This is a genomic window from Aquimixticola soesokkakensis (genome assembly GCF_900172375.1).
Lineage (GTDB): Bacteria > Pseudomonadota > Alphaproteobacteria > Rhodobacterales > Rhodobacteraceae > Aquimixticola > Aquimixticola soesokkakensis.
This window is the reverse complement of sequence record NZ_FWFS01000013.1, coordinates 1-22,014: the sequence shown is the minus strand read 5'-3', so window position 1 is coordinate 22,014 and position 22,014 is coordinate 1. Positions and strand designations below refer to the sequence as shown.

Below are 22,014 nucleotides of genomic sequence, written 5' to 3'. Positions count from 1 at the left end.
TCAAAACGCCGGGGCAATTGCTTCGGCGTTTTACAATTGCGCATTATTTGTTCGTCATGCGGTTGTTTTCATCCGCATCACCCTTAGGTTCCTCTCGCACATGAGAAAGGCGGCCTTCATGTCCCCCATCATTTCAATCAAAAATTTAACCAAGACCTACGACAGCGGCCATAACGCTCTGAGCGATGTGTCACTCGATATCAATGCGGGCGAAATCATTGCCCTGCTTGGCCCCAATGGTGCCGGCAAGACCACGCTGATCGGCGCGACCTGCGGGTTGGTGCGCATCAGTTCCGGCAGCATCACCGTGGGTGGCTTTGATGTCGAACGCCAGTCGCGTCAGGCGCGCCAGATGATCGGCCTTGTCCCTCAGGAAATCGCGTTGGAAATGTGGACGACCGTGTTTGACACGGTGCGCTTCACCCGCGGGTTATTCGGTCGCGCGCCCGACGATGCCTATCTTGAAAAAATCCTGCGTTCCCTGTCGCTTTGGGACAAAAAGGACACCAAATGCATGGAGCTGTCGGGCGGCATGAAACGGCGCGTGCTGATTGCCAAGGCCCTGTCCCATCAGCCCAAAGTGCTGTTTCTGGACGAACCGACCGCCGGTGTCGATGTCGGTCTGCGCCGCGAAATGTGGGATGTGGTGCGCGACCTCAAGGCCGAGGGCGTCACCGTCATCCTCACCACCCACTACATCGAGGAGGCCGAAGAAATGGCCGACCGGATCGGGGTGATCGCCAAGGGGCGCATCCTGCTGGTGCAGGACAAGGTGGAACTGATGTCCAGCTTCGGGCGCAAAGTGCTGACCCTGCAGCTACAGGACCCGCTGGAACAGGTGCCCGCCGCACTCGCCGACTATGATCTGGAACTGGGCGCAGGCGGGCACTCCCTGCGCTACAGCTACGACACCCGCGCCGAACGCACGGGCATCACGCGGCTGATCTCCGACCTCGCGCAGGCCGGAATTTCGGTGCGCGACCTTGAAAGCAAAGCCTCCTCCCTCGAAGAGGTCTTTTTGGAACTCGTGGAGGAAACCGCATGAACTGGCGCGCTGTCTGGTCCATCTACCGCTCGGAAATGGCGCGATTTTTCCGCACGTTAAGCCAATCCATCATCTCCCCCGTCATCTCGACGGTCCTCTATTTCGTCGTCTTTGGCGCGGCCATCGGCGGGCGGATCGACCAGGTCGAGGGCATCCCCTACGGGGCCTTCATCGTCCCGGGTCTGGTGATGCTGACCGTGCTGCAACAATCCCTGTCCAACGCCAGTTTCGGCATCTATTTCCCCAAATTTGTCGGCACCGTCTACGAACTGTTTTCCGCACCGGTGTCCTTTCTTGAAATCGTGCTCGGTTTTGTCGGCGCTGCGGCCACCAAATCACTGTCGATTGCGGTGATCATCATTGCCACGGCGGCGTTTTTCGTAGACCTCACCATCCTGCATCCGGTCTGGGCCATCGCCTTTCTGGTGCTGACAGGGCTGTCGTTTTCGCTGCTTGGGTTCATCATCGGCATCTGGGCGAAGAATTTCGAACAGTTGAACCTGATCCCGATGCTGGTCGTCACACCGCTCGTCTTTTTGGGGGGGGCCTTCTATTCCGCCTCCATGCTGCCGGGGGTGTGGCAGGTCGTGGTGAAATTCAACCCCGTACTCTACCTGATTTCGGGCTTTCGCTGGTCGTTTTTCGGCGTCGCGGATGTGCCCGTGGCGGTGTCGCTCGGCGCGATTTCGCTGTTCCTGGCCCTGTGCCTTGGCGTGATCTGGTGGATCTTTAAAACCGGCTGGCGTCTGCGCAGCTAGTCACCAGCGGTCAAGCGCGTCCTGATCGGCGTGTTTGGCCGCAACCCATTGAGCGCCTTCGCTGCGCACCTCTTTTTTCCAGAAGGGCGCGCGGGATTTGAGATAGTCCATCAGGTATTCCGCCGCCTCAAACGCCGCCGCGCGATGGGCCGAGGCCGTGGCCACCATCATGATCGGCGCGCCAACGCCCAAAACGCCGTAGCGGTGGATCACCAACACATCGCTCAAATCCCAGCGCGCTTGCGCTTTTTGCGCGATCTCGGTGATGGCGCGCGTGGTCATTCCGGCGTAATGCTCGATTTCCAGCGCCTCGAGAGTGCCCGTCTCGTCGCGCACCACGCCGGTAAAAGTCACAACCGCGCCGGTGCTGCCTGCGCTGCCGAAACCCGCAAGTTCCGTTCCCAGATCGAAGGCCTCGGCTTGGACAGAGACGCGCATCTCAGCCCCCTGTCATGGGCGGGAAAAATGCCACCTCGCGCACCCCGCAAAGCGGTGCATCAAAATCGGCGAGGTCCTGATCCAGCGCCACGCGCAGCGCGCTGATATCGGCAAAGGCCGCCTCATACCGCGCCTCGCGCGCGATGAGTTCTGCCACAAGATCAGCAACCGTTGCCGCCTGCGTTTCAACCTGCTCGCGCGGCAGCCCGATGCGTTCGCGCACCCAAGCGAAATACAAAACCTCCAGAGTCATGCGTCCTCTCGCAGATAGGGCATGGCCTTGCGCAGATAGTCGATGCCCGTGATCACGGTCAGCACCCCGGCAATCCACCAGATCAGACCGCCCAGATAGAACACAACCGCCACATCACAAGCGCGATAGAGCAGCAACAAGGCAATGGCGACCATCTGCGCGGTGGTTTTCCATTTGGCCAATTTTGTGACCTTCAACAGCCCCGCTGTCTCGCCCAGAAACTCGCGCAAGCCCGACACAAAGGTCTCGCGCAGCAGGATGAAGGCCGCAGGGACAATGATCACCGCCGCCATGCCATAGGTCATGGCCAGCACCGCAATCGCCGTCACGACCATCGCCTTGTCGGCAATCGGGTCCAGCATCGTGCCGAATTTGCTCATCTGGTTCCACTTGCGTGCCAGATAGCCGTCAAACCAATCGGTAACAGAGGCAAAGGCAAACAGGATCACCGCCGCCCAAGCCGCCGCCTCGGCGGGCAGGATAAAGAAAACCAGCGCCACCAGCGGAGCCGCGATCAGGCGCAAGACCGTGAGAATATTGGGAAGGTTCCATGTCATGCCCGAAGCTTAGCCTTTTTCGTGAAAGAAGTCATAGATGGTTTGCGCCAGCTGGTCGGAAATTCCCGCCACCGCTGTGAGGTCCGACAGATTGGCGCGTGCGACGGCCTTGGCCGAGCCGAAATGCGCCAGAAGCGCGCGCTTGCGGGTTGCGCCCACGCCCGGAACATCGTCAAGCGGCGTGGCCGAAATCGCTTTGGACCGTTTGGCGCGGTGCGTGCCGATGGCAAAGCGGTGCGCCTCGTCGCGCAGCCGCTGGATGAAATAGAGCACCGGATCGTTGCGCCGCAACGCAAAGGGGCGTTGGCCCATGCGGTAGAATTCTTCCTTACCGTGATCACGGTCGATGCCCTTGGCCACACCGATCATCGCGATGTCCTCGACACCCTGTTCGGCAAGGATTTGCGCCACGGCAGACACCTGCCCTGCGCCGCCGTCGATCAGCAACAGATCCGGCCACATGTCGGTCTTGCGATCGGGGTCTTCCTTTTGCAGGCGGGCAAAGCGGCGCGTCAGCACCTCTTTCATCATGCCAAAGTCATCGCCCGGCGTCAGGTTGTCGCCGCGAATATCAAACTTGCGATACTGGCTTTTGACAAAGCCCTCCGGTCCCGACACGATCATGCCGCCCACCGCATGGGCGCCTTGAATATGCGAGTTGTCATAGACCTCGATACGCTGGGGCGGGCCGTCCAGATCAAAGGCAGCGGCCAGACCTTCGAGCAGCCGCGTCTGGTTCACGCTTTCCGACATCCGCCGCGCAAGGCTTTCGCGCGCGTTGCGCAGGGCGCCGGCCACCAGTTCGTATTTCTCCGCGCGCTGGGGCACGAGGATCTCGACCTTGCGCCCGGCTTTCTCGCTCAGCGCCTGCGCCATGAGGTCCTCGTCCTCGATGCCGTGACTGAGGATGATCTGGCGCGGCGGTTCCTTACCGTCATAGAACTGACCCAGAAAGGCTTCGAGCACCTCGGCCTCCTCGGCTCCGTTGGGCTTGGGGTAGAAATCGCGGTTGCCCCAGTTCTGGTTCGCGCGGATGAAAAACACCTGCACACAGGCCTGCCCGCCTTCCATGTGGAGACCGATAATATCGGCTTCGGCTACACCGCGCGGGTTGATGCCTTGCGCGGACTGAACCTGGGTCAGCGCACGGATGCGGTCGCGCAGGGCGGCGGCGCGTTCGAATTCCATCGCTTCGGAGGCCGCTCCCATATCCTTGGCCAATCCGGCCTGAATGCTGGTGTTCTTGCCCTGCAAAAACTTGATCGCATCCTCGACCAGCCGCCCGTATTCGGCCTCGCTGACCTTGCCCACACAGGGCGCGGCGCAGCGTTTGATCTGATACTGCAGACAGGGGCGCGTGCGACCGGCAAACATCGTGTCGCTGCAATTGCGCAGCAAGAACACCTTTTGCAACTGGTTGAGCGTCCGATTGACCGATCCGGCACTGGCAAACGGGCCGAAATAGGCGCCTTTGCGCGTCTTTGCGCCGCGATGTTTGGTCAGCTCGGGATAGGGATGATCTTTGGTGATCAGAATGTTGGGAAAGCTTTTATCGTCGCGCAGCAACACGTTGTAGCGCGGCTTGAGCTGTTTGATGAGGTTCTGTTCAAGCAGCAGTGCCTCGGTTTCGGTGCGCGTGGTGAGAAACATCATCTGGCTGGTTTCGGAAATCATCCGCGAAATCCGCGCCGAATGGCCGTTGGGATTGGCGTAATTGGACACGCGTTTCTTGAGGTTGCGCGCCTTGCCCACGTAGAGGACGTTATGTTCGGGATCGAGCATCCGGTAAACACCGGGCGAGCCGTCGAGCGTGCGCAAATAGGCGGCGATCACCTTGTGACCGCGCGCGATATCCCCGGCGAGCGAAGGGTCGATCCGGTCCTGTTCAACGGCGGGCTTATCGCCCTCCTGCGCCTCGTCCATCTTTACCTCTCTCATGGCGGCTTTCGTGCGATTCTGCCGCTCGATTCGCGGCCACTTGCGTGATGTGCTGCAATCATACGGGCGGCGGTTCAAGGGCAAACAAATCCACGGATTCTGTGGATAACCCTGTCGACAACTTCTGGAGTAGTGCCGTTTCTCCCTATAAATTAAGGTTTCCCTCAAGGTGCCAAAAAATTGGGCGTAAATTTAAGTATTTGTTTTTAAAGGGTAAAAAATAGTGAACACCAACAAGCACTTGATAACATTAAGGTTTTAGTAACCCTTTTGTGACAGCCTGACCGCAAGTGCACAAGTCAAGCGCGCCGGCAATGTCATTTCCCTAGTCCCGATCACCCAATTCCGGTGTTTGCCACGCCAGATGTTGCCCGCCATCGGTGCACAAAAGCTGCCCTGTGACCGCGGGCGCGTCGATAAAATACATCAGCGCGGCGACGATATCGGCGGGGTTCGACCCGCGCTGCAACACCGTTTTGGCCCGTTGATTGGCAAAGGCGTCGGAGGTCTGGTTCGCCCCTTGAAGCGTCGGCCCCGGCCCGATGGCATTGATCCGCACTTTGGGCGCAAGCGCGCGCGCGCCCGTTTGCGTGAAGGCCCACAGGCCCATTTTTGCCAAAGTATAGGACATGAATTCCGGCGTCAGCTTGCGCACCCGCTGGTCGAGCATATTGACCACCAAAGCCCGCGCGACCGGCTCGCCCGCCTCGTCCTGCACGGGGGCCTGCGCTTGGGCGGCAAAATCCTGCGTCAGCACAAAGGGCGCGCGCAGGTTGCTTTCCATCGCGCGGTCCCAACTGTCGCGGGTAGCGCTGTTGATATCGTCATGCTCGAAAATCGAGGCGTTGTTCACCAACAGCGTCAGCGCCCCGCCCAGCGTTTCTTGCGCGCGCGCGACGAGCGTCTGGGTCTCGCGTTCGGACAAAAGGTCCGCCTGCAAGGCACCGGCGCGCACACCCATCGCCTGCAACGCGCGCACGACCTCCTCGGCGGCCGCCTCAGAGTGGCCATAGTGCACCGCGACATCAAAGCCGCGCTGCCCCAAAGCCAATGCCATCGCGCGGCCCAATCGGGTTCCGGCGCCCGTGATCAGGGCCTTGCCCTGATGTGCGATTTGCGATGCCATTTTACGCTCCTCAGGTCAGCAACATCCCGACATATAGACCATAGAGCGCCAAAAGCACGATCCCTGCCGAGCGTTTCACGTCAATGCGCCCCAGCACGAAGACACCCAACACCAGCGAGGATCCCAGCATCACCCACAGATCAAAACGGATCAGATCCTGGCTCAGCGGCAGCGGGCCGACCAGCGCAGTGATCCCCAGAATGCCCAAAAGGTTGAACATATTCGACCCGATAACGTTGCCAAGCGCCACATCCGCCTGTTTGCGCATCGCCGCGATGGCCGAGGTCGCCAGTTCAGGCAGGGAGGTGCCAACAGCCACCAATGTCAGCCCGATCACCGTATCCGACACGCCGTAAGCCTTGGCAATATGGGTCGCGCCCTCAACCAAAAGATTTGCGCCCAAGGGCAGGCCGATCAGCCCCCCGATCAAGAAGGCCGCGATTTTCCAGGGGGCCAGCGACGGATCGGCGCCCTCGACCTCGGTGTCATCGGCCTCACACACCCGTTCGCGTTCGCGTTTGCGGTGACAGCGCGCGGTCCAGAGCGCATAGCCGATCATCGCCAGCAACGCGCCCACCAGAACGATGCCCTCGGGCCAGCGCAGCACATGCCCCGTCAACGCCAGCGCCAGGAACAGCACCGTTGCGCCGATCATCTGCAGGTAGCTCGCGCGGTATTCGTTCGTGGTGATGTGGATCGTCGAAATGATTGCCGGAATGCCGATCACCAGCAACACATTGGCGGTGTTCGAGCCGATGACATTGCCCAAGGCCAGACCGGGCGCATTGTCCAGAACCGCCGAGACCGACACCAGCAACTCCGGCGCGGAGGTGCCGAATGCAACCACCGTAAGGCTGACCACCAGCGCCGGAATACCGAGGCGCAGCGCAAGGTTAACGGCACCTTTGACCAGCGCGTCACCCGCGACCAGCAGCAAGAGGATGCCCGCTGCAACCATGAGAAAATCGAAGGCCATGCGTGGCGCTCCCTATTTGCGTTTTGCGCCGCAGGGGCAGCTGCCCCGACCGATTTCCGGCCGTCCACAAGCGGGACATTTGGCAGTTTTCTTGAACTTCGACAGGGGCGCGTTCGGAAAGCGGAACCGCCCGAACAGCGCGATGACCATCATGGCAATCAGAAACAGGGTGACGATTTTGACCATCACAGCCCGAACCGCGCCCAATGGCTGCGCTCTTGCACGCCCGCCTGCGCGCCCGACAAGGCGGCCTGCGCCACCTCAAGTCCGAAGCGCGCAAAGACCGAGCGTTTGACCCCAAAGCGCGTAAAGCGCACCTTATCGCCGTAAATCGACTGCATCACCGGCACCAGATGGCCGATGCCATCCACCAGCCCCAGATCCAGCGCGCGCTTGCCCGTCCAATAGGCCCCCGTGAACAGCGCCGGATCATCGCCAAGCCGCGTCCCGCGGCTCTCGCGCACATGGTCCTTGAACGCGTCATGGATATCCGATTGCAACAGCTTGAGCCGTTCGATGTCTTCGGGGTTTTCCGGTTTGAACGGGTCCAGCTGGGACTTGCTGTCGCCCGACGTATAGACGCGCCGCTCGATCCCGTGGCTTTCGATCAGCCGATCAAAGCCAAAGCTCGACGAAATCACCCCGATGGAGCCGACAATCGACGCGGCATCGACATGGATTTCTTCCGCCGCGCAGGCCAGCCAATAGCCCCCCGAGGCCGCTACATCTTCCACAAACGCATAGACCGGCAGGCTGTGTTTTTTGGCAAGCCGCGAAATCCGCGCCGCGATCAGGGCCGATTGCACCGGCGAGCCCCCCGGAGAGTTGATCAAAAGGGCGACCGCTTTGGGCGCGCCCTTGGCAAAGGCGCGCTCGATCACGGGGCCGATCGTGGCATCGTTGAGCGTGGCCCGCCCGCTCGTCGAAATCACGCCCGACAGGCGCACAACAGCGACGCGCGGCGGCCTATCAAGCCATTTGTTCAGGACCGGAATGCGGTGGAGGGGGATGCGATGCTTCATGCCCTTGCATGTAAAACGCCCCTGCCCCGCAAACAAGGGCACCCCCCGTCAAAGCGCGCAAACTCTGCGCACAGGTCCCGATTTCACGCCGCTGTCGCGTTCAGATGCGCAAAAGCGGCACGATGTGGTTGTCCCACGCCTCAGTGGGGTGATCTGCCAGCACGCGCACCGCCGTATCAAGGCGGCACAGTTTTCCCGTGCCATCCGTCGTGATAAAATCGCTCTCAAGCGCTGCAAGCCCGCAAACATCCGCAATCTCGCGCTCCAGCAGGAAGGCACCGCTGGTCGCGTCGAACACCTGCACCCGCGACCCTTTGGGCGAGGAAATTGCCACCCGTGTCCCGTCGCCCGAAAACGCGATTGATCCCGCGTAGCCTTGCATTTTGCGGTGCAGCGCATCCGGCGCGGCAACAAAACGGGCCGCGTCACCGCGACGATGCAGCCCCAAAAGCGCAGGGGCGGTCAGCATGTCCTCTTGCCACTGCATCGCAAAGCCGACCTGCCCGTCAGGGGCTTGGGCCAGATGGCGGATCGAATTGGAATGGATCGCGGCAGGCAGCATCACCTGCTCGCCGATCGCGCCCTTGGCATCGAGATAGGTCAGATTGGGCTGCATCGTCGCAAGATTGAGGATCACGCGGTCGCTGTCGGGATGGGTGTCGAGCGCCCCGTTGGCGACCGCAAAGCCGCCGTCACGCAGACGCAGAATTTCATGCGGGCCGATGCCGCCCGAGGGCAGATCGTCGATGCGCGCATAGCCTTCGGCGCGATCCCACACCCCAATGCGCCCCTCGCCCTTCTCGAAATCGTTTTCGGTGGTCAGCAGGTAGCGCCCATCGGCGGTAAAGGCGCCGTGGCCGTAGAAATGCCGCCCCTCGGGGCTGGCCAGCTCGGCAATCTGCGCGCCGTCGCGACAGTCCAGCACGATGGCAAAAGTTCCCGGACGCCGTGCAAATGCCACGGCCTCGGCCACCTGCGGGTGGGCGGCGGCGGCATGGCCCCGATCGGGAAGCGGCAGCGAGAAAATCTCGATCCCGCCCTCGTCCAACCCGTAGAGGCGAAAGCCCTCGCCCGTGGCAGCCGCCGCCAGATAGGCAGGGTCGCCCGCCGCGGCCCATCCGGTGCGGGGCAACAGGCTGGCCGCCGCGGCAGAGGCCAGAAAGGCCCGGCGTGTGGTCTGCATTTCGACCTCCTCAGTCGCCATCTAGCGAGTTGAAACCGGCCTTCACGCCCAGCTTGTCGCCCACATCCGCGGCCGCCACGCGGCGCAGGGTCTGGATGGTTTGTTGCAACACCTCGACGCGAAAGCGCCCCGCCGGATCGGCCACGAGAGACAGGTCGGGGCTGTCCTGAACGCTGTCCAATGCCGCCTCGACGCGATCGAATTCTGTGCGGGTGTCCTCGTCCAGCGCCCCACCCGACAGGCTGGTCGCCAGATCGCGCAGGGACGCAATCGAGACGGACAACGCGGGCAGGCTCAGCCCCGCCCGCCAGGCTTCAGCGCGCGCTGGTTTGGGCGCATCGAAGGTTCCCAGAGGGCGGCCAAGGCGCAGGTCCGCGTCCACTTCCAGGCCCGCATCGAGCGCCGTCAGGAACTGGCGGTACACTTCGGCGTCGGATTTGTAGGTCGCATTTTCCGCGCCACGCTCGATCATCGTCAGCGCGTAATCGGTCCAGCCGGCACGGATTTCGCGCACGGTCTGTTCGACATCCTCTGTGATCGCACGGGTCAGGGCGCAGGTGTAGTCGCTCGCGGGGTATTCATCACCAAAGAGCAGCAATTCCAGCGCGCTCAGGCCCCGCCCTGCCACCGAGGACTGGCGAAAGGCCATCGGGTCGTTGACGATCGGGTTCGCCTCGCCAATCAGCGGACGCAGCGCACGGTTCACCGCATTGCGCGCATCGGGCCAGAACACCATCGCGAAATAGCGGTTGTCCTTTTGCACGGGGCCAAAGTTGAGGTGCTGTACCGCGACCCAGTCGAGATAGGCCTGATCGAAGGCGACCCGCAGGCTCTCGCTGTCGGGGCGGCAGTCCTTGGTCGCGGCATCGTCAAGCGCCGCCGCCGAGGCCACAACGCGGTCCAGTCGAGGCAGCACGTAGGATTTGACGGTATCGCTGACCACATCGGCGCGCGCGCCAAGCGGCACAAGGGTCAAACTGGCGGTCAGGGCTAGCGAAAAAAGGCACGAAAAACGGGTCATAGGCTCTCCAGAAAACGGATGAGGTCATCGCGATCACTCGCGGGCATATCCACGACGCGGTCGCGCGCGGCCTCAGCTTCGCCGCCATGCCACAGCACAGCCTCAAGCAGGTTGCGCGCCCGCCCGTCGTGCAGGAACTCGCTGTGCCCCGACACGACCTGAGTGAGGCCGATGCCCCACAGCGGCGCGGTGCGCCATTCAGTGCCGGTGGCGCGGGCTTCGGGGCGGTGATCGGCCAGCCCCTCGCCCATGTCGTGCAACAGCAGGTCGGAATAGGGCCAGATCAGCTGGAACGACTGTTCGGGGCGATCCTCAAGCCGGGCGGTCACGAATTTGGGCGTGTGACAGGCGGCACAGCCGCTGTCGTAAAACACTTCTTTGCCGCGCAGCACCGCTGGGTCGTCAGTGTCGCGGCGCGCCGGCACGGCGAGGTTGCGCGAATAGAAGGTCACAAGGTCCAGACCGACCGTGTCGATTTCCAAACCCTCGCGCACATCGGGTTCACCGCCATGCGGGGCATTCATGCAATCGGCCTCGGCAAACTGGCAATCGCCGGAATGGGCAGGAAAGATCGGGTTGGAAATACCGATATCGCCGGAAAACGCCGCCGCCGACTGTTCGCGAATGGTCGGCATGCCTGCCTTAAGCCCGAAACGTCCCAGCATCGGCTGGTCGAATTCCTCGGACCACACGACATTGGCGCGTCCCGAAATTCCGTCGCCATCGGCATCGGCCTCATCCACATGGGCAAGGATATCTTTCGCGGGGATTGCCTCAAGCAGGCCAAGGCCGATCATCTGGGGGGCCACGCGCGGGCTGAGCATCGCGTCAGGCGCAAGGGGGCCGTACCCCAGATCGCTCACGCTGTAGCTGGGCTTGCGCAACGTGGCGACCTCACCCTCCGACAGCGCCACTTCGATTTCGGTGTAGGCGATCTGCATCTGACCCTCGGCGGGAATGCCCGGCAGGGCAAAGTCCTGGATCTGGCCGCCGTAGCTGGGATCAGGCCGCGTTGCGATGTAATCGGCGATTTCGGCCGGGGCGTCCTCGGCCGTGCCGGGAACGGAAATGCGCAAGAACATCGAGATGGCATTTTCCGCCTGCGCGTCGGGCACATGTCCGCGCCCGTCCTTGAGGTGGCAGCGTTGGCACGAACGCGCGTTGTACAGCGGCCCCAAACCATCCGACGCCAGCGTGGAGGAAGGCGAAGACACCCAGAGTTTCTTGAACAAGCCATTGCCGACTTTGAAGGTCAGCTCGTCCTCGAACCGCAGGTTTTCAGAAAACTGGGAAAACGCATCGGTGCTGTCGCGCGCGCGCACCGTGGCCGCACCGGCGGGCTTGTCCTCGAACCGTTCGGGGGTCGAGAACTGGCTGGCCGGTTTCGTCACTTTGGCGATTCGCGCGGCTTCTGCGTCGGTGCGGGGCACGACGTTCAGATGGATGTCCGCAAGCGAGGCGGTTACATCCGCCGCCTGCCCGACGCCTGCGCACAAAAGCGCAGGCAGAAGGGCCGCAATCAGGCGGCTGTTAGTCTGCCGTATCCATCGGGGCTGCGTTAAGCAGCGCGTACCCTGGCGCTCCGAGACGGTCGAAGAGATCAAGCTGGGTTTCGAGAAAATCAATATGGCCTTCCTCGTCGGTGATCAGCTCCTCGAACAGGTTCTTGGACACGTAATCCCCGACACTTTCGCAGTGGTCGCGCGCTTCTTTGTAAAGTTTGACCGCGTCATGCTCTCCTGCGAGATCGCATTCAAGTGTTTCTTTCGGTCCCTCGCCGATGCGCAAGGGGTCGAGTTTTTGCAAATTGGGGTGACCTTCGAGGAACAGGATACGCGCGATCAGTTTGTCGGCGTGATTCATTTCCTCGATGCTTTCGGCGCGGCTTTTCTTGGCCATCTTGTCCAGACCCCAGTCCTCTTGCAGACGGAAGTGGACCCAGTATTGCGAGATGGCAGTCAGTTCGCTGCGCAGAGCTGCGTTCAGGTATTCAATAACCTTGGCGTCGCCTTTCATTGGCGTTTTCCTTTGTTTTACCGTGGTCTCGCAGACCACGCAGTTCCATGGGTACGCCAAGGTTATCATTTGTACGCATGGTGGAAAGGAAAAGCGACATGCAGTCGCCACAATCGGGCGCCTTTCCAAGCGCCCGATAGATTTTGCCCGGTGTGATGATCGCCATGCCATCCGCCGCACGCATCCAGTCGATGGCCGCGTTGATGTCGCGATCGGTGATGTGTTGGCAGTGACAGACGATCATGGCGATGCTCCGATGTGGGTTTTACTCGAAAACGGCGTCGGGGTTGTCGAGGCTGTCGGAGCCTTCGATCATGACGTCCTGCGCGCCAAGGCTGGCAACCGCGCGTTCGATCACACGGGTTTGCGCGATCAGACCCTCGATTCCGGCAGTGATATAGGCTTCGCCCTCGGCATTGCCTGCGGCAAGCATCTGGTCATAGGCCATGCCGTTCTCGGCGGCTGTTTTCATCTCGCCCAAGGCCACCATCGTGTCGTCGATCGCCGTTGCAAGATCTTCAGCCGTTTGCGCGTCGGTCTCTGCCAGCAGGTCTTCCAGCGACGGACCGCTGACCTCGGTGCCATCCACACGGGTGTAGGACCCGAGATAGACGTTCTGCACGCCTTTGCCATCGTAGTAATGCGAGTTGTAGGTGTTGTCGGAGAAGCAATCATGCTCTTCCTCGGGATCGTTCAGCATCAGGCCAAGGCGCATCCGCTCGCCGGCTTGCTCGCCATAAGACAGCGACCCCATGCCCGTCAGCATCGCCGTGATCGCCGCATCCGGATCGTCGCTCAGGGTCACAGCGGCTTCACCGTCGTCTTCCCACTGGGCGACCATATATTCCAGATCGAACACAAGCAGGTCCGTGGCCGCTTGCAGGTAGTCGCCACGCCGGTCGCAATTGCCGTTGGTACAGTCCGCGCCCGTCGCATAGTCGGTGTAGGGGCGATCGCCCGCACCCGCATCGGTGCCGTTCAGATCCTGCCCCCAGAGCAGGAATTCAATGGCGTGATACCCGGAGGCCACGTTGGCCTCGACGCCATCGGCCTCTTGCAGGGTGTTGGCGATCAGGTCGGGGGTGATGTCGGTTGCGTCAACTTCGGTGCCCGAAAGGGTGAAGGTCGGCGTTGCGATCACGTTGAGGGCCGCAAAGCTGTTTTCATCCGTGGCGCCGCCATAAGACGCATCGACATAGTCGATCAGACCCTCATCGAGGGGCCATGCGTTCACCTTGCCTTCCCAGTCATCCACAACAGGGTTGCCAAACCGGAACACTTCGGACTGCTGGTAAGGCACGCGCGCGGCAAGCCATGCGCTGCGCGCAGCCTCCAGCGTGTCTTGCGAGGGGTTGGCGATCAGATCGGCAACGGCAGCGTCAAGCGTTTGCGCCGTGGTCAGCGCATCGCCGTAAGTCGCCTGAGCGATGTCGATGTAAGTCGCCACCACGTCTGTTTTCTCGACCGCGAACGCAGGCGCAGCGCTAAGAGCAAGAACGGAGAGGCTGGTCAGTGTACGTTTCATAAAGATCCCGTGTTGGCTTTGGTAAGTTGCTAGGTTGGGTTAATGGCGGGTGTGATCGCGCAGGCTGCGGCTTTTGCGCTCGATCAGATCAAGCCCGATGCCGAAATCACCGGCGAGCGCCGAGAGGCCGTGGGCAATATCGGGGCGCACGATCAGCGAGGCCAGCAGCATTGCATCCTCGCGGGCCCCTTCGCGGGCCGCACCGATCAGATGGGCGAGTGCGCATTCATCCGCGCCAAGGCAGGAACAATTCACCTGATGGCACATCAACGCGCGACGCCCGTAATGCACCGTCACATCGTGCAGATCGCGCAGGCAGCGGCAAAAGCTCAGGCCTTCGTTCGTGCCCATGATCGCGGTGACTTCTTCGCGCAGCCGCGTGCGGGTCGTCGCGCCGTGGCACCACATCCGGAAATAGGTGACAGCGCGCGCATCCACCGGATCAAGATCGGCCAGAGCCCCAACAGGCGCACCGCCGCGTATGTTGGTGTGTACGCTCATTTCGTCAGGATCAACTTGCCCGCGCGGGTGATGCGCAGCGTGTAGATTTGGCCATCAAGCAGGATATTCGCACGCCCGTCATCGCCGGTCAGGCGGCGGGCATCATGGGACGGAAGGGCAAAGCCCGCGTCACTCTCGGGGCGGTCTTCAAAAGGCATGTCACTCTTCTCCGCTGGCATGTGGAAGTCCGGTTTTCTCGTTTCACTTCGGGCTTCCTCATCACCCACTGTGCGGCGGGTCTGCGCGTGCCTGCAAAGGACAGGGTTGCGCGAGGTGGCTGGATCTTCCTCTTTACTGATTATTTTAGTCGGAAATGTCAATCCGACTTTTTCACTCGGAATTAAATCCGCCTGAATTGGCAGGTTTTCGCGGGGTCTCATGCGCTAGGGTGCCACTGCATGCGGCGGGTTTGATTTATTAGACCCAATAGTCTACTTATTTTTCATGCATGACATATCCCACAGCGACTCGCTCCCGAAACGGCGCGGCCGCCCCCCAAAGCCCCCCGCAGACCAAACGGCACGCCAAGCGCTGCTGCGCGCAGGGCTTGCGCAGATGACGCAAACGGGCTTTGCCAGCCTGCGTCTGGAGGACATCCTCGTGCAGGCCAAGGTCCCCAAGGGCAGCTTTTATTACCATTTCCCCTCCAAAGCGGCCTTTACCAGCACGCTCATCACAGCCTATCAGGACTATCTTTCGGCCAAGCTTGCGCGCCATTTCACCAACCCTGCCCTGCCCCCGCTTGCGCGTTTGCGCGCCTTCACCCAAGAGGCACAGACCTCAATGGCGCGCTTTGAGTTTCGGCGCGGCTGTCTGGTCGGCAATCTCGGTCAGGAGGTCGTGACCCTGCCAAGCGGCATGCGCGCCCAACTGCAAGCCGCCCTTGCGCAGTGGCAAACCCAGACCGCCGGTTTGTTGCGCGCGGCCATCGGCGCAGGCGACCTGCCCGCAGACACCGACCCCGATGCGCTTGCCGCCTATTTCTGGATCGGCTGGGAGGGGGCGGTGTTGCGGGCGAAACTGGATCAAAGCCCACGGCCCCTGATCCAGTTTCGCGATATGTTTTTCAACAGCCTGAAAGGGACCTAACATGACCCGAGCGATTGTGATCGAAAAAACCGGCGAGGGCCAAAGCGCCTCTCTGAGCGACATCACCCTGCCTGCGCTCGCGGCGGGCGATGTTTGCGTGGATATCGCCTATTCGACGCTGAACTACAAAGACGGGCTGGCGCTGACCGGGGCCGCGCCCGTTGTGCGCCGCTTTCCGATGGTGCCCGGCGTGGATTTTTCCGGCGTGGTACGCGAGAGCCGGCACCCCGACTACAAGGCAGGCGAGCGCGTGGTGCTCAATGGCTGGAGCGTTGGCGAAAAATACTGGGGGGGACTGGCCGAGAGCGCCGTCGTGCGCGGTGATTTTTTGGTGCCCCTTCCCGAGGGTCTCAGCCTGCGCCAGACGATGATCTTGGGCACGGCCGGCTATACGGCCATGCTGTGCGTGCAGGCGCTTGCGGGGGTCGATCCGGCAAGCGGCACGGTGGTCGTCACCGGCGCGACGGGCGGCGTCGGCTCGGTCGCGGTGGCGCTTTTGGCGGCGCGCGGCTACAGGGTCGCGGCCGTCACGGGGCGCGCAAGCGAAACCGACTACCTGACCCGATTGGGCGCAAGGGAGATCGTCGATCGCGCCGACCTGAGCGCAAAACCCCGCCCGCTCGCCACCGAGCGCTGGGTGGCGGGCGTAGATGTGGTGGGCGGAGAGGTGTTGGCGAATGTGCTCTCGATGACGGCCTATGGCGGCACAGTTGCGGCCTGCGGACTCGCGGGGTCGATGGACCTGCCGACCAGCGTTGCGCCCTTTATCCTGCGCGGCGTGACCCTGCGCGGGATCGATTCCGTGATGTGCCCGCTGCCGGCGCGCCGCGCCGCATGGCAGGCTCTAGCCCGCGAAATCGACGCGGCGCAATTGGACACGATCGCGCGGGAGGTGCCCCTTGCGGATGTCATCGACACCGCTGCGGATTTTCTTGGCGGCAAGGTGCGCGGGCGCATCGTCGTGCCGATCCACCCCGAGCTTGAAACGGGTTAGCGGATCGGCGCTTTGGCAAACCCTTTGGCAAGGATCGGACCGGTCGGCAGATTGGTCGGCGACCCGCCCAGCGGCTCGAAGGTGATTTCGTACAGCTGGTCGGCGCGCGGCCTTGGCAGGCCCGACACGCTGAGACTGCGCGAACGGGCCGCCGCCAGAAGACCCAGCGACACGGGCACCCCCAGATCGTCGGGCTTGGTCCAGACCTGCATCACCCGATCCTGCGGTACGCGCGCAGCCTCCAGCATCGTGATCAAGGTGGTGTTGTCGGGCGCGCCCTCGACCAGTGCCACCGGCTGTCCGTCGCTGTCGAGCAGCACGGCAACCACCGTTGGCTGCGGCGTCCCCAACAGCGACCACCCCAAAGCAATCGCCAGCAAAAGCGAGGCCGCAAGCCCGCCCAGCGCCCCAAGACGCCAATGGCGCACAGAGGGTTTGGGCCGCAGCGGCAGGATCTGTGCGCTCTGGTCTGCAGGGCTGTCCTGAGCGTCTGTGCGGGGGGAGGCACCGTCGTCCACCGCGTCAAGGGCGCTCGAAATGCGTGCCCAAAGGCCGGCGGGCACCGCCTCGACATCCGCAGTCTCGTCCAGCGCGAGAAAACGCAGGCGGCTGCGCTCAAGCTGGCGTGCAATGCTTGGATCGCGCGCACAAAGCGCCTCGATTTGCGCGACCTCGGCCTCGCAGGCAAGGCCAAGGACCACTTCGTCAAGACGCTCGCGCAGGCTGCGCTCGGATTGATCCGTCATCCCAAGCACTCCCGCAGCACCAGCAATCCACGCCGCACCCAGGCCTTGACCGTGCCCAGCGGCGCGCCCATGCGTCCGGCGATTTCGCCGTGGCTGTAGCCCAGAATGTAAGACGACAGGATGGCCATGCGTTTTTCCGGTTCCAAAGTTTCAAGGCAAACACGCAGATCATTGGCGCGTTCAAGGCGGTTGTAAGCAATGTCGAGCATGGCCTCTTCTGAAGCCGTTTCCCTCTGGCTCGGGTCCAGCGCCGTTTCACGATCCGCCGAGCGCAACAAGGTCAGGCAGCGGTTGCGCAAGATCGTGTAGAGCCAGGCCTTGGCCTGACCGCGCGTTGCGTCGAACTGGTGGGCTTTGCGCCAGATCAGCACAAAACTGTCCTGTACAGCATCTTCGGCCAGATCGGACCGGCGCAACATGCGGCGCGCAACGCCCAACATGCGCCCGCCTTCGGCATCCATGATCGCCTTGAGCGCAGCGCGATCTGAGGCAGCACAGGCTTGGATCAAAACAGCAAGGTCGTCGGTCACGGGCAGGCTCTTTTACGGTTCACGGGGCAGGAGCGCGGTCTGCTCACAGGGGTAGAGAGCCACACACGCCCTGTCAAATTCCGCGCGTCGACCACGGACCTGAAGCCGCGCCCCAGCAAAGACGTCTCCCGCCGCATGCAACCCGAAATCGCCGGTGCAGGGAACACCCGCACCGGCAAAGGCCCCTCGTTTCAGGGCAATCGCACAGGCGCAGTGGCTTACATGGCCGTCATGAAGGTGATGTCACGCACCGTCGCGCCGTCGGTCCCCATCAATTCCCAGCTGTCTTGCACCGCGCCGGTTTCAAGCGACACCGTGTAGAGCATCGCGCCCGACACCAGCCACGCAGTATTCACACCGTCTGCATCCGTAGCCACATCGAAGGCATAGGTCTCCGTTCCCTCGATGCCCAGCTTGCCAATCGCGGCAAGCGTGCCGTCATTGGGGGAGGTTTGCTGGATAACGGCCACGATGGTGCTGTCGATGTCATACATCGCAGTGGTGTCGGGCATTCCGTAAGAGTTCACATAGGCTGCGGCGACAATGGCGGGTGCTTCGCCGGCGTGCATATCTGCGTCTTCATAGGCGAGGCTACCATCGACCGTCACAGCGCCGCTTTCGATATCGACACGGTGGTTGGTGGTGCCCGACATAAAGCGCAGCTTGTTGGCCATCGGGTTGAAATCAACGATCACGGCGGCATCGCCTTCGATGGGCAATTCCATGTCCATGGTGGAAATCACCGTTGCGGCGCCCGTTGCGGGGTCGATTTCGACGATCTCGAACATGTCCGACACGCCGATCAGCTGACCGGTTGCGGGACGCAGGTCAATGCCGAGCAATTTGTTCACGCCGCTCACTTCCATCGACTCTTTGACCGTTGCGGTGCCAACATCGATTTTATGCAGCATTTTGTCGCCCGACAGAGCGATGGCGGTCAGCCCGTGATCGTCGGCAACAGCAAAGGATGTGCTGGCAACAAGGGCGGTCGCGGCGAAAGCGGAGATAAATTTGGTCATCGTCAAAGTCCTCAAAGCGGTGAGGCTACAGCCAATCTGCAACCCTGATACCCTTAAGACTCGGTGACATCGGTGTTTGGATGCAGGCGGGCGGAAATTAATTTCAAAATCCGACACGTTAATTTCAAAACCCGACACGGGACGCGCGGCCAGATTGGAAAGCGCGCCACACAGAAGCGGACAAAGACGGCGTAGAATGTACGAAACCCTGCCTCGCGCCCAAGACAGGGTTTCGCTCAGGACTGCGGGGGATCAGTCCTCGGCGCGCAGCTGTGTTGCATCAGCCCCCTGACCGCAACACAGCTCGGGAATCGCGCGCATTTTCTGTGGATTCCGCGGCCCTAGTGAACCGCGGCGGGGGGTGCTTTGTGAGTGCCGCCATAGGCCTTGATCGAAGCGGCAATCAGGCGTGCCTCGAAATTCTTGACGTGACGGCGGGCGCGTTTGGTTTGCGTGGCACGCATGTGGCGCAGATCCTGATAGATTTCGCGCAATTCTTCGCGGGCTTCCTGCGCAATTGTGTCAATCGCGAGATCCCCGGAGAACAGGCTTTCAACCTCCAGCCCGTTGGCGCTGAGAATTTCGTGATTTTCGCACAGAATATGCATATATTCGACGCTGTCGCAGTCACGATCAACGCGGATCGTGGTCCCGTTGACCAGCATTTTTGCGGGCACCAAAAGCGCTTCCTCGCCAAAATACAGCTCGGCCTCCCAGCCCTCGTAGAGCACACAATGCTGGGGCGACAGGCGCAGGTCTTTCGCAGGATGCCCCGGACCCAGAGCACCGGCTTGAATGAGGATGGGCCGATGTTTGTCGAGCGCCGCATCCGCGCCGAATTCCATCACCCGCCGCCCGATCCAGCGGATCCCCTGCAGGCCATGATCCAGCGTATCCACCAAATCACCGATCGCAAGGTCGCCGATCGGGCGCATTTTGCCGTTACCACAGGCGATCATCGCATCCGCCGTCACGCACAGCGGCACGTCATATGCGCCCCCTGCAAAGAGCGGCAGCGACACGCCGGCGATCACCGTCGCCCCTTCGGGCAAATCCGGGTACATGATGAACGTACTGTCGAAAAAGCCGGACTCGATGACCACGCGCACAGGCGTCAAATTCAGACTGACCTCGATACCGTCGACGCTCGCAAGGATCACCTGCGGCCCCAAAGCTGTCGTGATCGAGTTGATCGTCACCGGATTTCCGTCCAGCGTCGCCGATTGGTTCGAGCCGGTTTCGTCGGCCGGTGTTTCGAAGAAGCGATCATCCTCATCCGACAAAACAAGTTCGCGGCCCGACGAAAGCAGGGTGATCGGATTAAAAAGCGCAAAAGTTCTTGAAGCCATAATTTCTCTCCTCACAGGCCGCATGTCGCGGCCAGCCCTCTCGCTTTCGCGAGCCCCATATCAAATGTGCTGAATGCTGCTGAGCACACCTAAAGGTTGCATCAAGTTTTCCATATCCCCTAGAAAACAATCGCCTTCGATTGGTTCCAAACTGGAAACTGCATCAAATTCACATGCAGACTCATAAATTTACGCTAAAATCATACACGTCATTGCAAAAATAAAATCAGTATTAAATTCGGTAAAATTTCCAATTTCTAACTGAAAATAAACGAATCATGACAAAGATGTGGCGAACAAACGCTAATAAGTCGGACATTTACTCAAAATGGAGCACATCAAAAGACGTCTCCATGCCCTGCCATCGTCCTTTTGCCGAAAAACAACCGCCAATTGATAGCCAAGGTCAACTATTTGCAGTGTTAATGGAAACGCGGCACGCAGGCCGCACAGGCCGGGTCGCCTCGTTCATAGAAACGAACAGTCACCGAGGCGCTGGGCGGGTCTCGCTCCGCTCCCGCTCGACCCGCCTTCATTCGGCGCGCAGATCGGCCTCTCGCGGTGCCTGTACGTCGAAGGTCAATCTGCGGCCCTTTAAAAGCTGCGCATAGGCGACAGGGCCGACCTTCGGCCCGCCTATGTTGCGAAAGAGGCGGCGCATGTGGCGAAAGAGCGTGGCCTCTATCCGCACCACCTGCTCCGCTGTCCCGTGCCCCCAGAACCGCGAGCGGATCAGCGCACCATCCGGATGTTCGCCGCCGCATTGGATGACAACGGCACTGGAAAACTCCGGCGGCCGGAGGGAGTATCGGGTTCCCTTAACATTTTGATATGCAGATGCCTGAACCTGCGTGCCCGACGGAACCAGGAAAACATCGTGGACAAAATGGTTTGGGAACAGTGTCAAAAGATCGGGAATGTCGCGCGCGTGATCATAAACGACAACATCGGGAGAACTGACATCTGGGTGGACGACATAGACAAACCGCTCCTGCGCTTCGACGAGGTCCATGAGAGCATGGAAATCGGCGGGGGTCGCATAGAAATATGTACATTTGCGCATATCAGCCTGTCGCCAACCCCGTCACAAAGGCGTCAAAGCTTGGCGCGACAAGATGCAGACCGGCGTCCAGGGGAACCTCATGGTCGAGGAAAAACACCTTCCCGTGGTGCGGCCCCTTGAGCGCGAGAACGATCTGGTTACCGCCATCGTCACAGCCGATGCTCAGATACCACGGGCGCAGTTCTTCCCCGTAGCTCGCGTGGTTGTGCCACAGGTCATCGCAGGCCCGTTCGCAATTCACCCCGTAGAGAGAGTGCAGCGTGGTGCTCGACCCGCGCCCGTTTTGCGTGAAGCTGACAAGACGGTTTTCAGGTGTCTGCCCGTTGCGCGTGGCCAGCCAGTCCCGATAGGCCGCGGGCAGTCGTGCCCCGAGCACGCGTTCGAGCAGATCGAGCGTATCGGGCGCCAGAGAGGATGGCGTCGGTTTGGCGCGTGACTTCATTTTCGCGGACCCGCATCATGCGCCATCAGCCCGCTTGCCCGCGCTTTGCACTTGGCAAAGACGCCAGTGCCGGCGGGATGCTGCACCGTGTCAAGAACACGCTGCGATGTCGTCGTCATCGGCAGTGAAAGCCGTTTCGTAAAACGAAATTTCCCCATCGCGGCGCACATCCTTTTCACCACATCTCCGCTGACATTTCTCCACAATTGAAGACACGTCAAGGGAGCTGATCGGCGCATGAAAGCGTCTGAAACGCTTATGAAAATTACGAGAGCCCGAAACGCGGGGTGATGTGGTGGGGTAATCCCCCCATTTTTAACGGGGTGCATCCGTAGAACTTACGCGGCCATTGCCAGTTTCATTGCGGGTGTGATGCCGCCGATGCCCATGTTGGGGCGGTCGTTGTTGTAAGTCCAGAGCCAT

General features: G+C 61.3%; 25 protein-coding genes. 4 read left to right on the top strand and 21 right to left on the bottom strand.

Features of this window, described 5'->3' with window-relative positions; genetic code table 11:
* The first annotated feature begins 118 nt into the window (after positions 1-118).
* Both AQS8620_RS15425 and AQS8620_RS15420 read left to right on the top strand, forming a co-directional pair.
* On the top strand, positions 119-1,045 hold the full coding sequence (locus tag AQS8620_RS15425; RefSeq protein ID WP_085837984.1) for an ABC transporter ATP-binding protein: 927 nt from the start codon (positions 119-121) through the stop codon (positions 1,043-1,045).
* Positions 1,042-1,803: an ABC transporter permease gene (locus AQS8620_RS15420; RefSeq protein WP_085837920.1), complete on the top strand. Its 762-nt coding sequence runs from the start codon at positions 1,042-1,044 to the stop codon at positions 1,801-1,803. Before AQS8620_RS15425 ends, AQS8620_RS15420 begins: the two co-directional genes overlap by 4 nt.
* On the opposite strand, the gene AQS8620_RS15415 is transcribed toward AQS8620_RS15420, so the two are convergent.
* The 15 genes from AQS8620_RS15415 to hemP form a co-directional block, all read right to left on the bottom strand.
* On the bottom strand, positions 1,804-2,241 hold the full coding sequence (locus AQS8620_RS15415; protein WP_085837919.1) for a molybdenum cofactor biosynthesis protein MoaE: 438 nt from the start codon (positions 2,239-2,241) through the stop codon (positions 1,804-1,806).
* Position 2,242: 1 nt separating this feature from the next.
* Positions 2,243-2,488 carry a molybdopterin converting factor subunit 1 gene (gene moaD / locus AQS8620_RS15410; protein WP_085837983.1) on the bottom strand — a complete coding sequence of 82 codons (246 nt, stop codon included), beginning with the start codon at positions 2,486-2,488 and terminating at the stop codon, positions 2,243-2,245.
* 2 nt (positions 2,489-2,490) lie between these two features.
* Positions 2,491-3,051: a CDP-diacylglycerol--glycerol-3-phosphate 3-phosphatidyltransferase gene (gene pgsA / locus AQS8620_RS15405; RefSeq protein ID WP_085837918.1), complete on the bottom strand. Its 561-nt coding sequence runs from the start codon at positions 3,049-3,051 to the stop codon at positions 2,491-2,493.
* A 9-nt stretch (positions 3,052-3,060) separates the two neighbouring features.
* Entirely contained in the window at positions 3,061-4,989 is a 1,929-nt protein-coding gene (gene uvrC / locus AQS8620_RS15400) for an excinuclease ABC subunit UvrC (RefSeq protein ID WP_234990518.1), read from the bottom strand.
* Between the two features lie 325 nt (positions 4,990-5,314).
* A complete protein-coding gene (locus AQS8620_RS15395; protein ID WP_085837916.1) occupies positions 5,315-6,115 on the bottom strand; it encodes an SDR family oxidoreductase in 801 nt (266 codons plus the stop codon).
* A gap of 10 nt (positions 6,116-6,125) precedes the next feature.
* Complete coding sequence (locus AQS8620_RS15390) at positions 6,126-7,091, bottom strand: calcium/sodium antiporter (RefSeq protein ID WP_085837915.1); 966 nt, start codon at positions 7,089-7,091, stop codon at positions 6,126-6,128.
* 185 nt (positions 7,092-7,276) lie between these two features.
* Positions 7,277-8,113: a S49 family peptidase gene (locus AQS8620_RS15385; protein WP_085837914.1), complete on the bottom strand. Its 837-nt coding sequence runs from the start codon at positions 8,111-8,113 to the stop codon at positions 7,277-7,279.
* A gap of 100 nt (positions 8,114-8,213) precedes the next feature.
* Positions 8,214-9,296, bottom strand: a complete 1,083-nt coding sequence (locus tag AQS8620_RS15380; protein ID WP_085837982.1) for a DUF1513 domain-containing protein — start codon at positions 9,294-9,296, stop codon at positions 8,214-8,216.
* Positions 9,297-9,306: 10 nt separating this feature from the next.
* Positions 9,307-10,317 (bottom strand): imelysin family protein, encoded by a 1,011-nt coding sequence (locus AQS8620_RS15375; RefSeq protein ID WP_085837913.1) that lies wholly within the window; start codon positions 10,315-10,317, stop codon positions 9,307-9,309.
* The gene (locus AQS8620_RS15370; protein ID WP_370737898.1) at positions 10,314-11,825 is read right to left on the bottom strand and encodes a di-heme oxidoreductase family protein; all 1,512 of its coding nucleotides are present in this window, start codon (positions 11,823-11,825) and stop codon (positions 10,314-10,316) included. The genes AQS8620_RS15375 and AQS8620_RS15370 overlap by 4 nt, the downstream gene beginning before the upstream one ends.
* Positions 11,826-11,847: 22 nt before the next feature.
* Positions 11,848-12,333 (bottom strand): bacterioferritin, encoded by a 486-nt coding sequence (gene bfr, locus AQS8620_RS15365; RefSeq protein WP_085837912.1) that lies wholly within the window; start codon positions 12,331-12,333, stop codon positions 11,848-11,850.
* Positions 12,308-12,577: a (2Fe-2S)-binding protein gene (locus AQS8620_RS15360; RefSeq protein ID WP_085837911.1), complete on the bottom strand. Its 270-nt coding sequence runs from the start codon at positions 12,575-12,577 to the stop codon at positions 12,308-12,310. Before AQS8620_RS15360 ends, bfr begins: the two co-directional genes overlap by 26 nt.
* A 21-nt stretch (positions 12,578-12,598) precedes the next feature.
* Positions 12,599-13,858: an imelysin family protein gene (locus tag AQS8620_RS15355; protein WP_085837910.1), complete on the bottom strand. Its 1,260-nt coding sequence runs from the start codon at positions 13,856-13,858 to the stop codon at positions 12,599-12,601.
* A gap of 39 nt (positions 13,859-13,897) precedes the next feature.
* Positions 13,898-14,359: a hypothetical protein gene (locus AQS8620_RS15350; RefSeq protein ID WP_085837909.1), complete on the bottom strand. Its 462-nt coding sequence runs from the start codon at positions 14,357-14,359 to the stop codon at positions 13,898-13,900.
* Positions 14,356-14,517, bottom strand: a complete 162-nt coding sequence (gene hemP / locus AQS8620_RS15345) for a hemin uptake protein HemP (RefSeq protein ID WP_085837908.1) — start codon at positions 14,515-14,517, stop codon at positions 14,356-14,358. The genes AQS8620_RS15350 and hemP overlap by 4 nt, the downstream gene beginning before the upstream one ends.
* Positions 14,518-14,803: 286 nt before the next feature.
* On the opposite strand from hemP, the gene acuR reads away from it, so the two are divergent.
* Positions 14,804-15,448, top strand: coding sequence for an acrylate utilization transcriptional regulator AcuR (acuR, locus tag AQS8620_RS15340; RefSeq protein WP_085837907.1), 645 nt, complete (start codon positions 14,804-14,806; stop codon positions 15,446-15,448).
* A gap of 1 nt (position 15,449) precedes the next feature.
* Complete coding sequence (gene acuI, locus AQS8620_RS15335; RefSeq protein ID WP_085837906.1) at positions 15,450-16,442, top strand: acrylyl-CoA reductase (NADPH); 993 nt, start codon at positions 15,450-15,452, stop codon at positions 16,440-16,442.
* On the opposite strand, the gene AQS8620_RS15330 is transcribed toward acuI, so the two are convergent.
* The 6 genes from AQS8620_RS15330 to AQS8620_RS15305 all read right to left on the bottom strand — a co-directional run bounded on the left by AQS8620_RS15330 (position 16,439) and on the right by AQS8620_RS15305 (position 21,591).
* Positions 16,439-17,188, bottom strand: coding sequence for an anti-sigma factor (locus AQS8620_RS15330; protein ID WP_085837905.1), 750 nt, complete (start codon positions 17,186-17,188; stop codon positions 16,439-16,441). The two genes, acuI and AQS8620_RS15330, sit on opposite strands and share 4 nt — an antisense overlap.
* Positions 17,185-17,649, bottom strand: a complete 465-nt coding sequence (locus AQS8620_RS15325) for a sigma-70 family RNA polymerase sigma factor (protein WP_085837980.1) — start codon at positions 17,647-17,649, stop codon at positions 17,185-17,187. The genes AQS8620_RS15330 and AQS8620_RS15325 overlap by 4 nt, the downstream gene beginning before the upstream one ends.
* Before the next feature lie 287 nt (positions 17,650-17,936).
* Positions 17,937-18,737 carry a DUF4394 domain-containing protein gene (locus tag AQS8620_RS15320; RefSeq protein ID WP_085837904.1) on the bottom strand — a complete coding sequence of 267 codons (801 nt, stop codon included), beginning with the start codon at positions 18,735-18,737 and terminating at the stop codon, positions 17,937-17,939.
* A 341-nt stretch (positions 18,738-19,078) separates the two neighbouring features.
* On the bottom strand, positions 19,079-20,086 hold the full coding sequence (locus AQS8620_RS15315) for a Hint domain-containing protein (RefSeq protein ID WP_159453265.1): 1,008 nt from the start codon (positions 20,084-20,086) through the stop codon (positions 19,079-19,081).
* Between the two features lie 532 nt (positions 20,087-20,618).
* Positions 20,619-21,098 carry a hypothetical protein gene (locus AQS8620_RS15310; RefSeq protein ID WP_143267558.1) on the bottom strand — a complete coding sequence of 160 codons (480 nt, stop codon included), beginning with the start codon at positions 21,096-21,098 and terminating at the stop codon, positions 20,619-20,621.
* A 52-nt stretch (positions 21,099-21,150) separates the two neighbouring features.
* Positions 21,151-21,591 (bottom strand): SMI1/KNR4 family protein, encoded by a 441-nt coding sequence (locus AQS8620_RS15305; protein ID WP_085837901.1) that lies wholly within the window; start codon positions 21,589-21,591, stop codon positions 21,151-21,153.
* Positions 21,592-22,014 lie beyond the last annotated feature (423 nt).

Excerpts from the sequence above, each read along its gene's own strand:
- AQS8620_RS15420 (WP_085837920.1), top strand. The coding sequence starts at position 1,042 with ATGAACTGGCGCGCTGTCTGGTCCATCTACCGCTCGGAAATGGCGCGA.
- AQS8620_RS15380 (WP_085837982.1), bottom strand. The coding sequence starts at position 9,296 with ATGCAGACCACACGCCGGGCCTTTCTGGCCTCTGCCGCGGCGGCCAGC.
- AQS8620_RS15425 (WP_085837984.1), top strand. The coding sequence starts at position 119 with ATGTCCCCCATCATTTCAATCAAAAATTTAACCAAGACCTACGACAGC.
- AQS8620_RS15325 (WP_085837980.1), bottom strand. The coding sequence starts at position 17,649 with ATGGATGCCGAAGGCGGGCGCATGTTGGGCGTTGCGCGCCGCATGTTG.
- AQS8620_RS15395 (WP_085837916.1), bottom strand. The coding sequence starts at position 6,115 with ATGGCATCGCAAATCGCACATCAGGGCAAGGCCCTGATCACGGGCGCC.
- AQS8620_RS15390 (WP_085837915.1), bottom strand. The coding sequence starts at position 7,091 with ATGGCCTTCGATTTTCTCATGGTTGCAGCGGGCATCCTCTTGCTGCTG.
- uvrC (WP_234990518.1), bottom strand. The coding sequence starts at position 4,989 with ATGAGAGAGGTAAAGATGGACGAGGCGCAGGAGGGCGATAAGCCCGCC.
- AQS8620_RS15375 (WP_085837913.1), bottom strand. The coding sequence starts at position 10,317 with ATGACCCGTTTTTCGTGCCTTTTTTCGCTAGCCCTGACCGCCAGTTTG.
- acuI (WP_085837906.1), top strand. The coding sequence starts at position 15,450 with ATGACCCGAGCGATTGTGATCGAAAAAACCGGCGAGGGCCAAAGCGCC.
- acuR (WP_085837907.1), top strand. The coding sequence starts at position 14,804 with ATGCATGACATATCCCACAGCGACTCGCTCCCGAAACGGCGCGGCCGC.
- hemP (WP_085837908.1), bottom strand. The coding sequence starts at position 14,517 with ATGCCTTTTGAAGACCGCCCCGAGAGTGACGCGGGCTTTGCCCTTCCG.
- AQS8620_RS15315 (WP_159453265.1), bottom strand. The coding sequence starts at position 20,086 with ATGGCTTCAAGAACTTTTGCGCTTTTTAATCCGATCACCCTGCTTTCG.
- pgsA (WP_085837918.1), bottom strand. The coding sequence starts at position 3,051 with ATGACATGGAACCTTCCCAATATTCTCACGGTCTTGCGCCTGATCGCG.
- AQS8620_RS15355 (WP_085837910.1), bottom strand. The coding sequence starts at position 13,858 with ATGAAACGTACACTGACCAGCCTCTCCGTTCTTGCTCTTAGCGCTGCG.
- AQS8620_RS15360 (WP_085837911.1), bottom strand. The coding sequence starts at position 12,577 with ATGATCGTCTGTCACTGCCAACACATCACCGATCGCGACATCAACGCG.
- AQS8620_RS15320 (WP_085837904.1), bottom strand. The coding sequence starts at position 18,737 with ATGACCAAATTTATCTCCGCTTTCGCCGCGACCGCCCTTGTTGCCAGC.
- AQS8620_RS15350 (WP_085837909.1), bottom strand. The coding sequence starts at position 14,359 with ATGAGCGTACACACCAACATACGCGGCGGTGCGCCTGTTGGGGCTCTG.
- AQS8620_RS15310 (WP_143267558.1), bottom strand. The coding sequence starts at position 21,098 with ATGGACCTCGTCGAAGCGCAGGAGCGGTTTGTCTATGTCGTCCACCCA.
- AQS8620_RS15385 (WP_085837914.1), bottom strand. The coding sequence starts at position 8,113 with ATGAAGCATCGCATCCCCCTCCACCGCATTCCGGTCCTGAACAAATGG.
- AQS8620_RS15330 (WP_085837905.1), bottom strand. The coding sequence starts at position 17,188 with ATGACGGATCAATCCGAGCGCAGCCTGCGCGAGCGTCTTGACGAAGTG.
- AQS8620_RS15415 (WP_085837919.1), bottom strand. The coding sequence starts at position 2,241 with ATGCGCGTCTCTGTCCAAGCCGAGGCCTTCGATCTGGGAACGGAACTT.
- AQS8620_RS15305 (WP_085837901.1), bottom strand. The coding sequence starts at position 21,591 with ATGAAGTCACGCGCCAAACCGACGCCATCCTCTCTGGCGCCCGATACG.
- bfr (WP_085837912.1), bottom strand. The coding sequence starts at position 12,333 with ATGAAAGGCGACGCCAAGGTTATTGAATACCTGAACGCAGCTCTGCGC.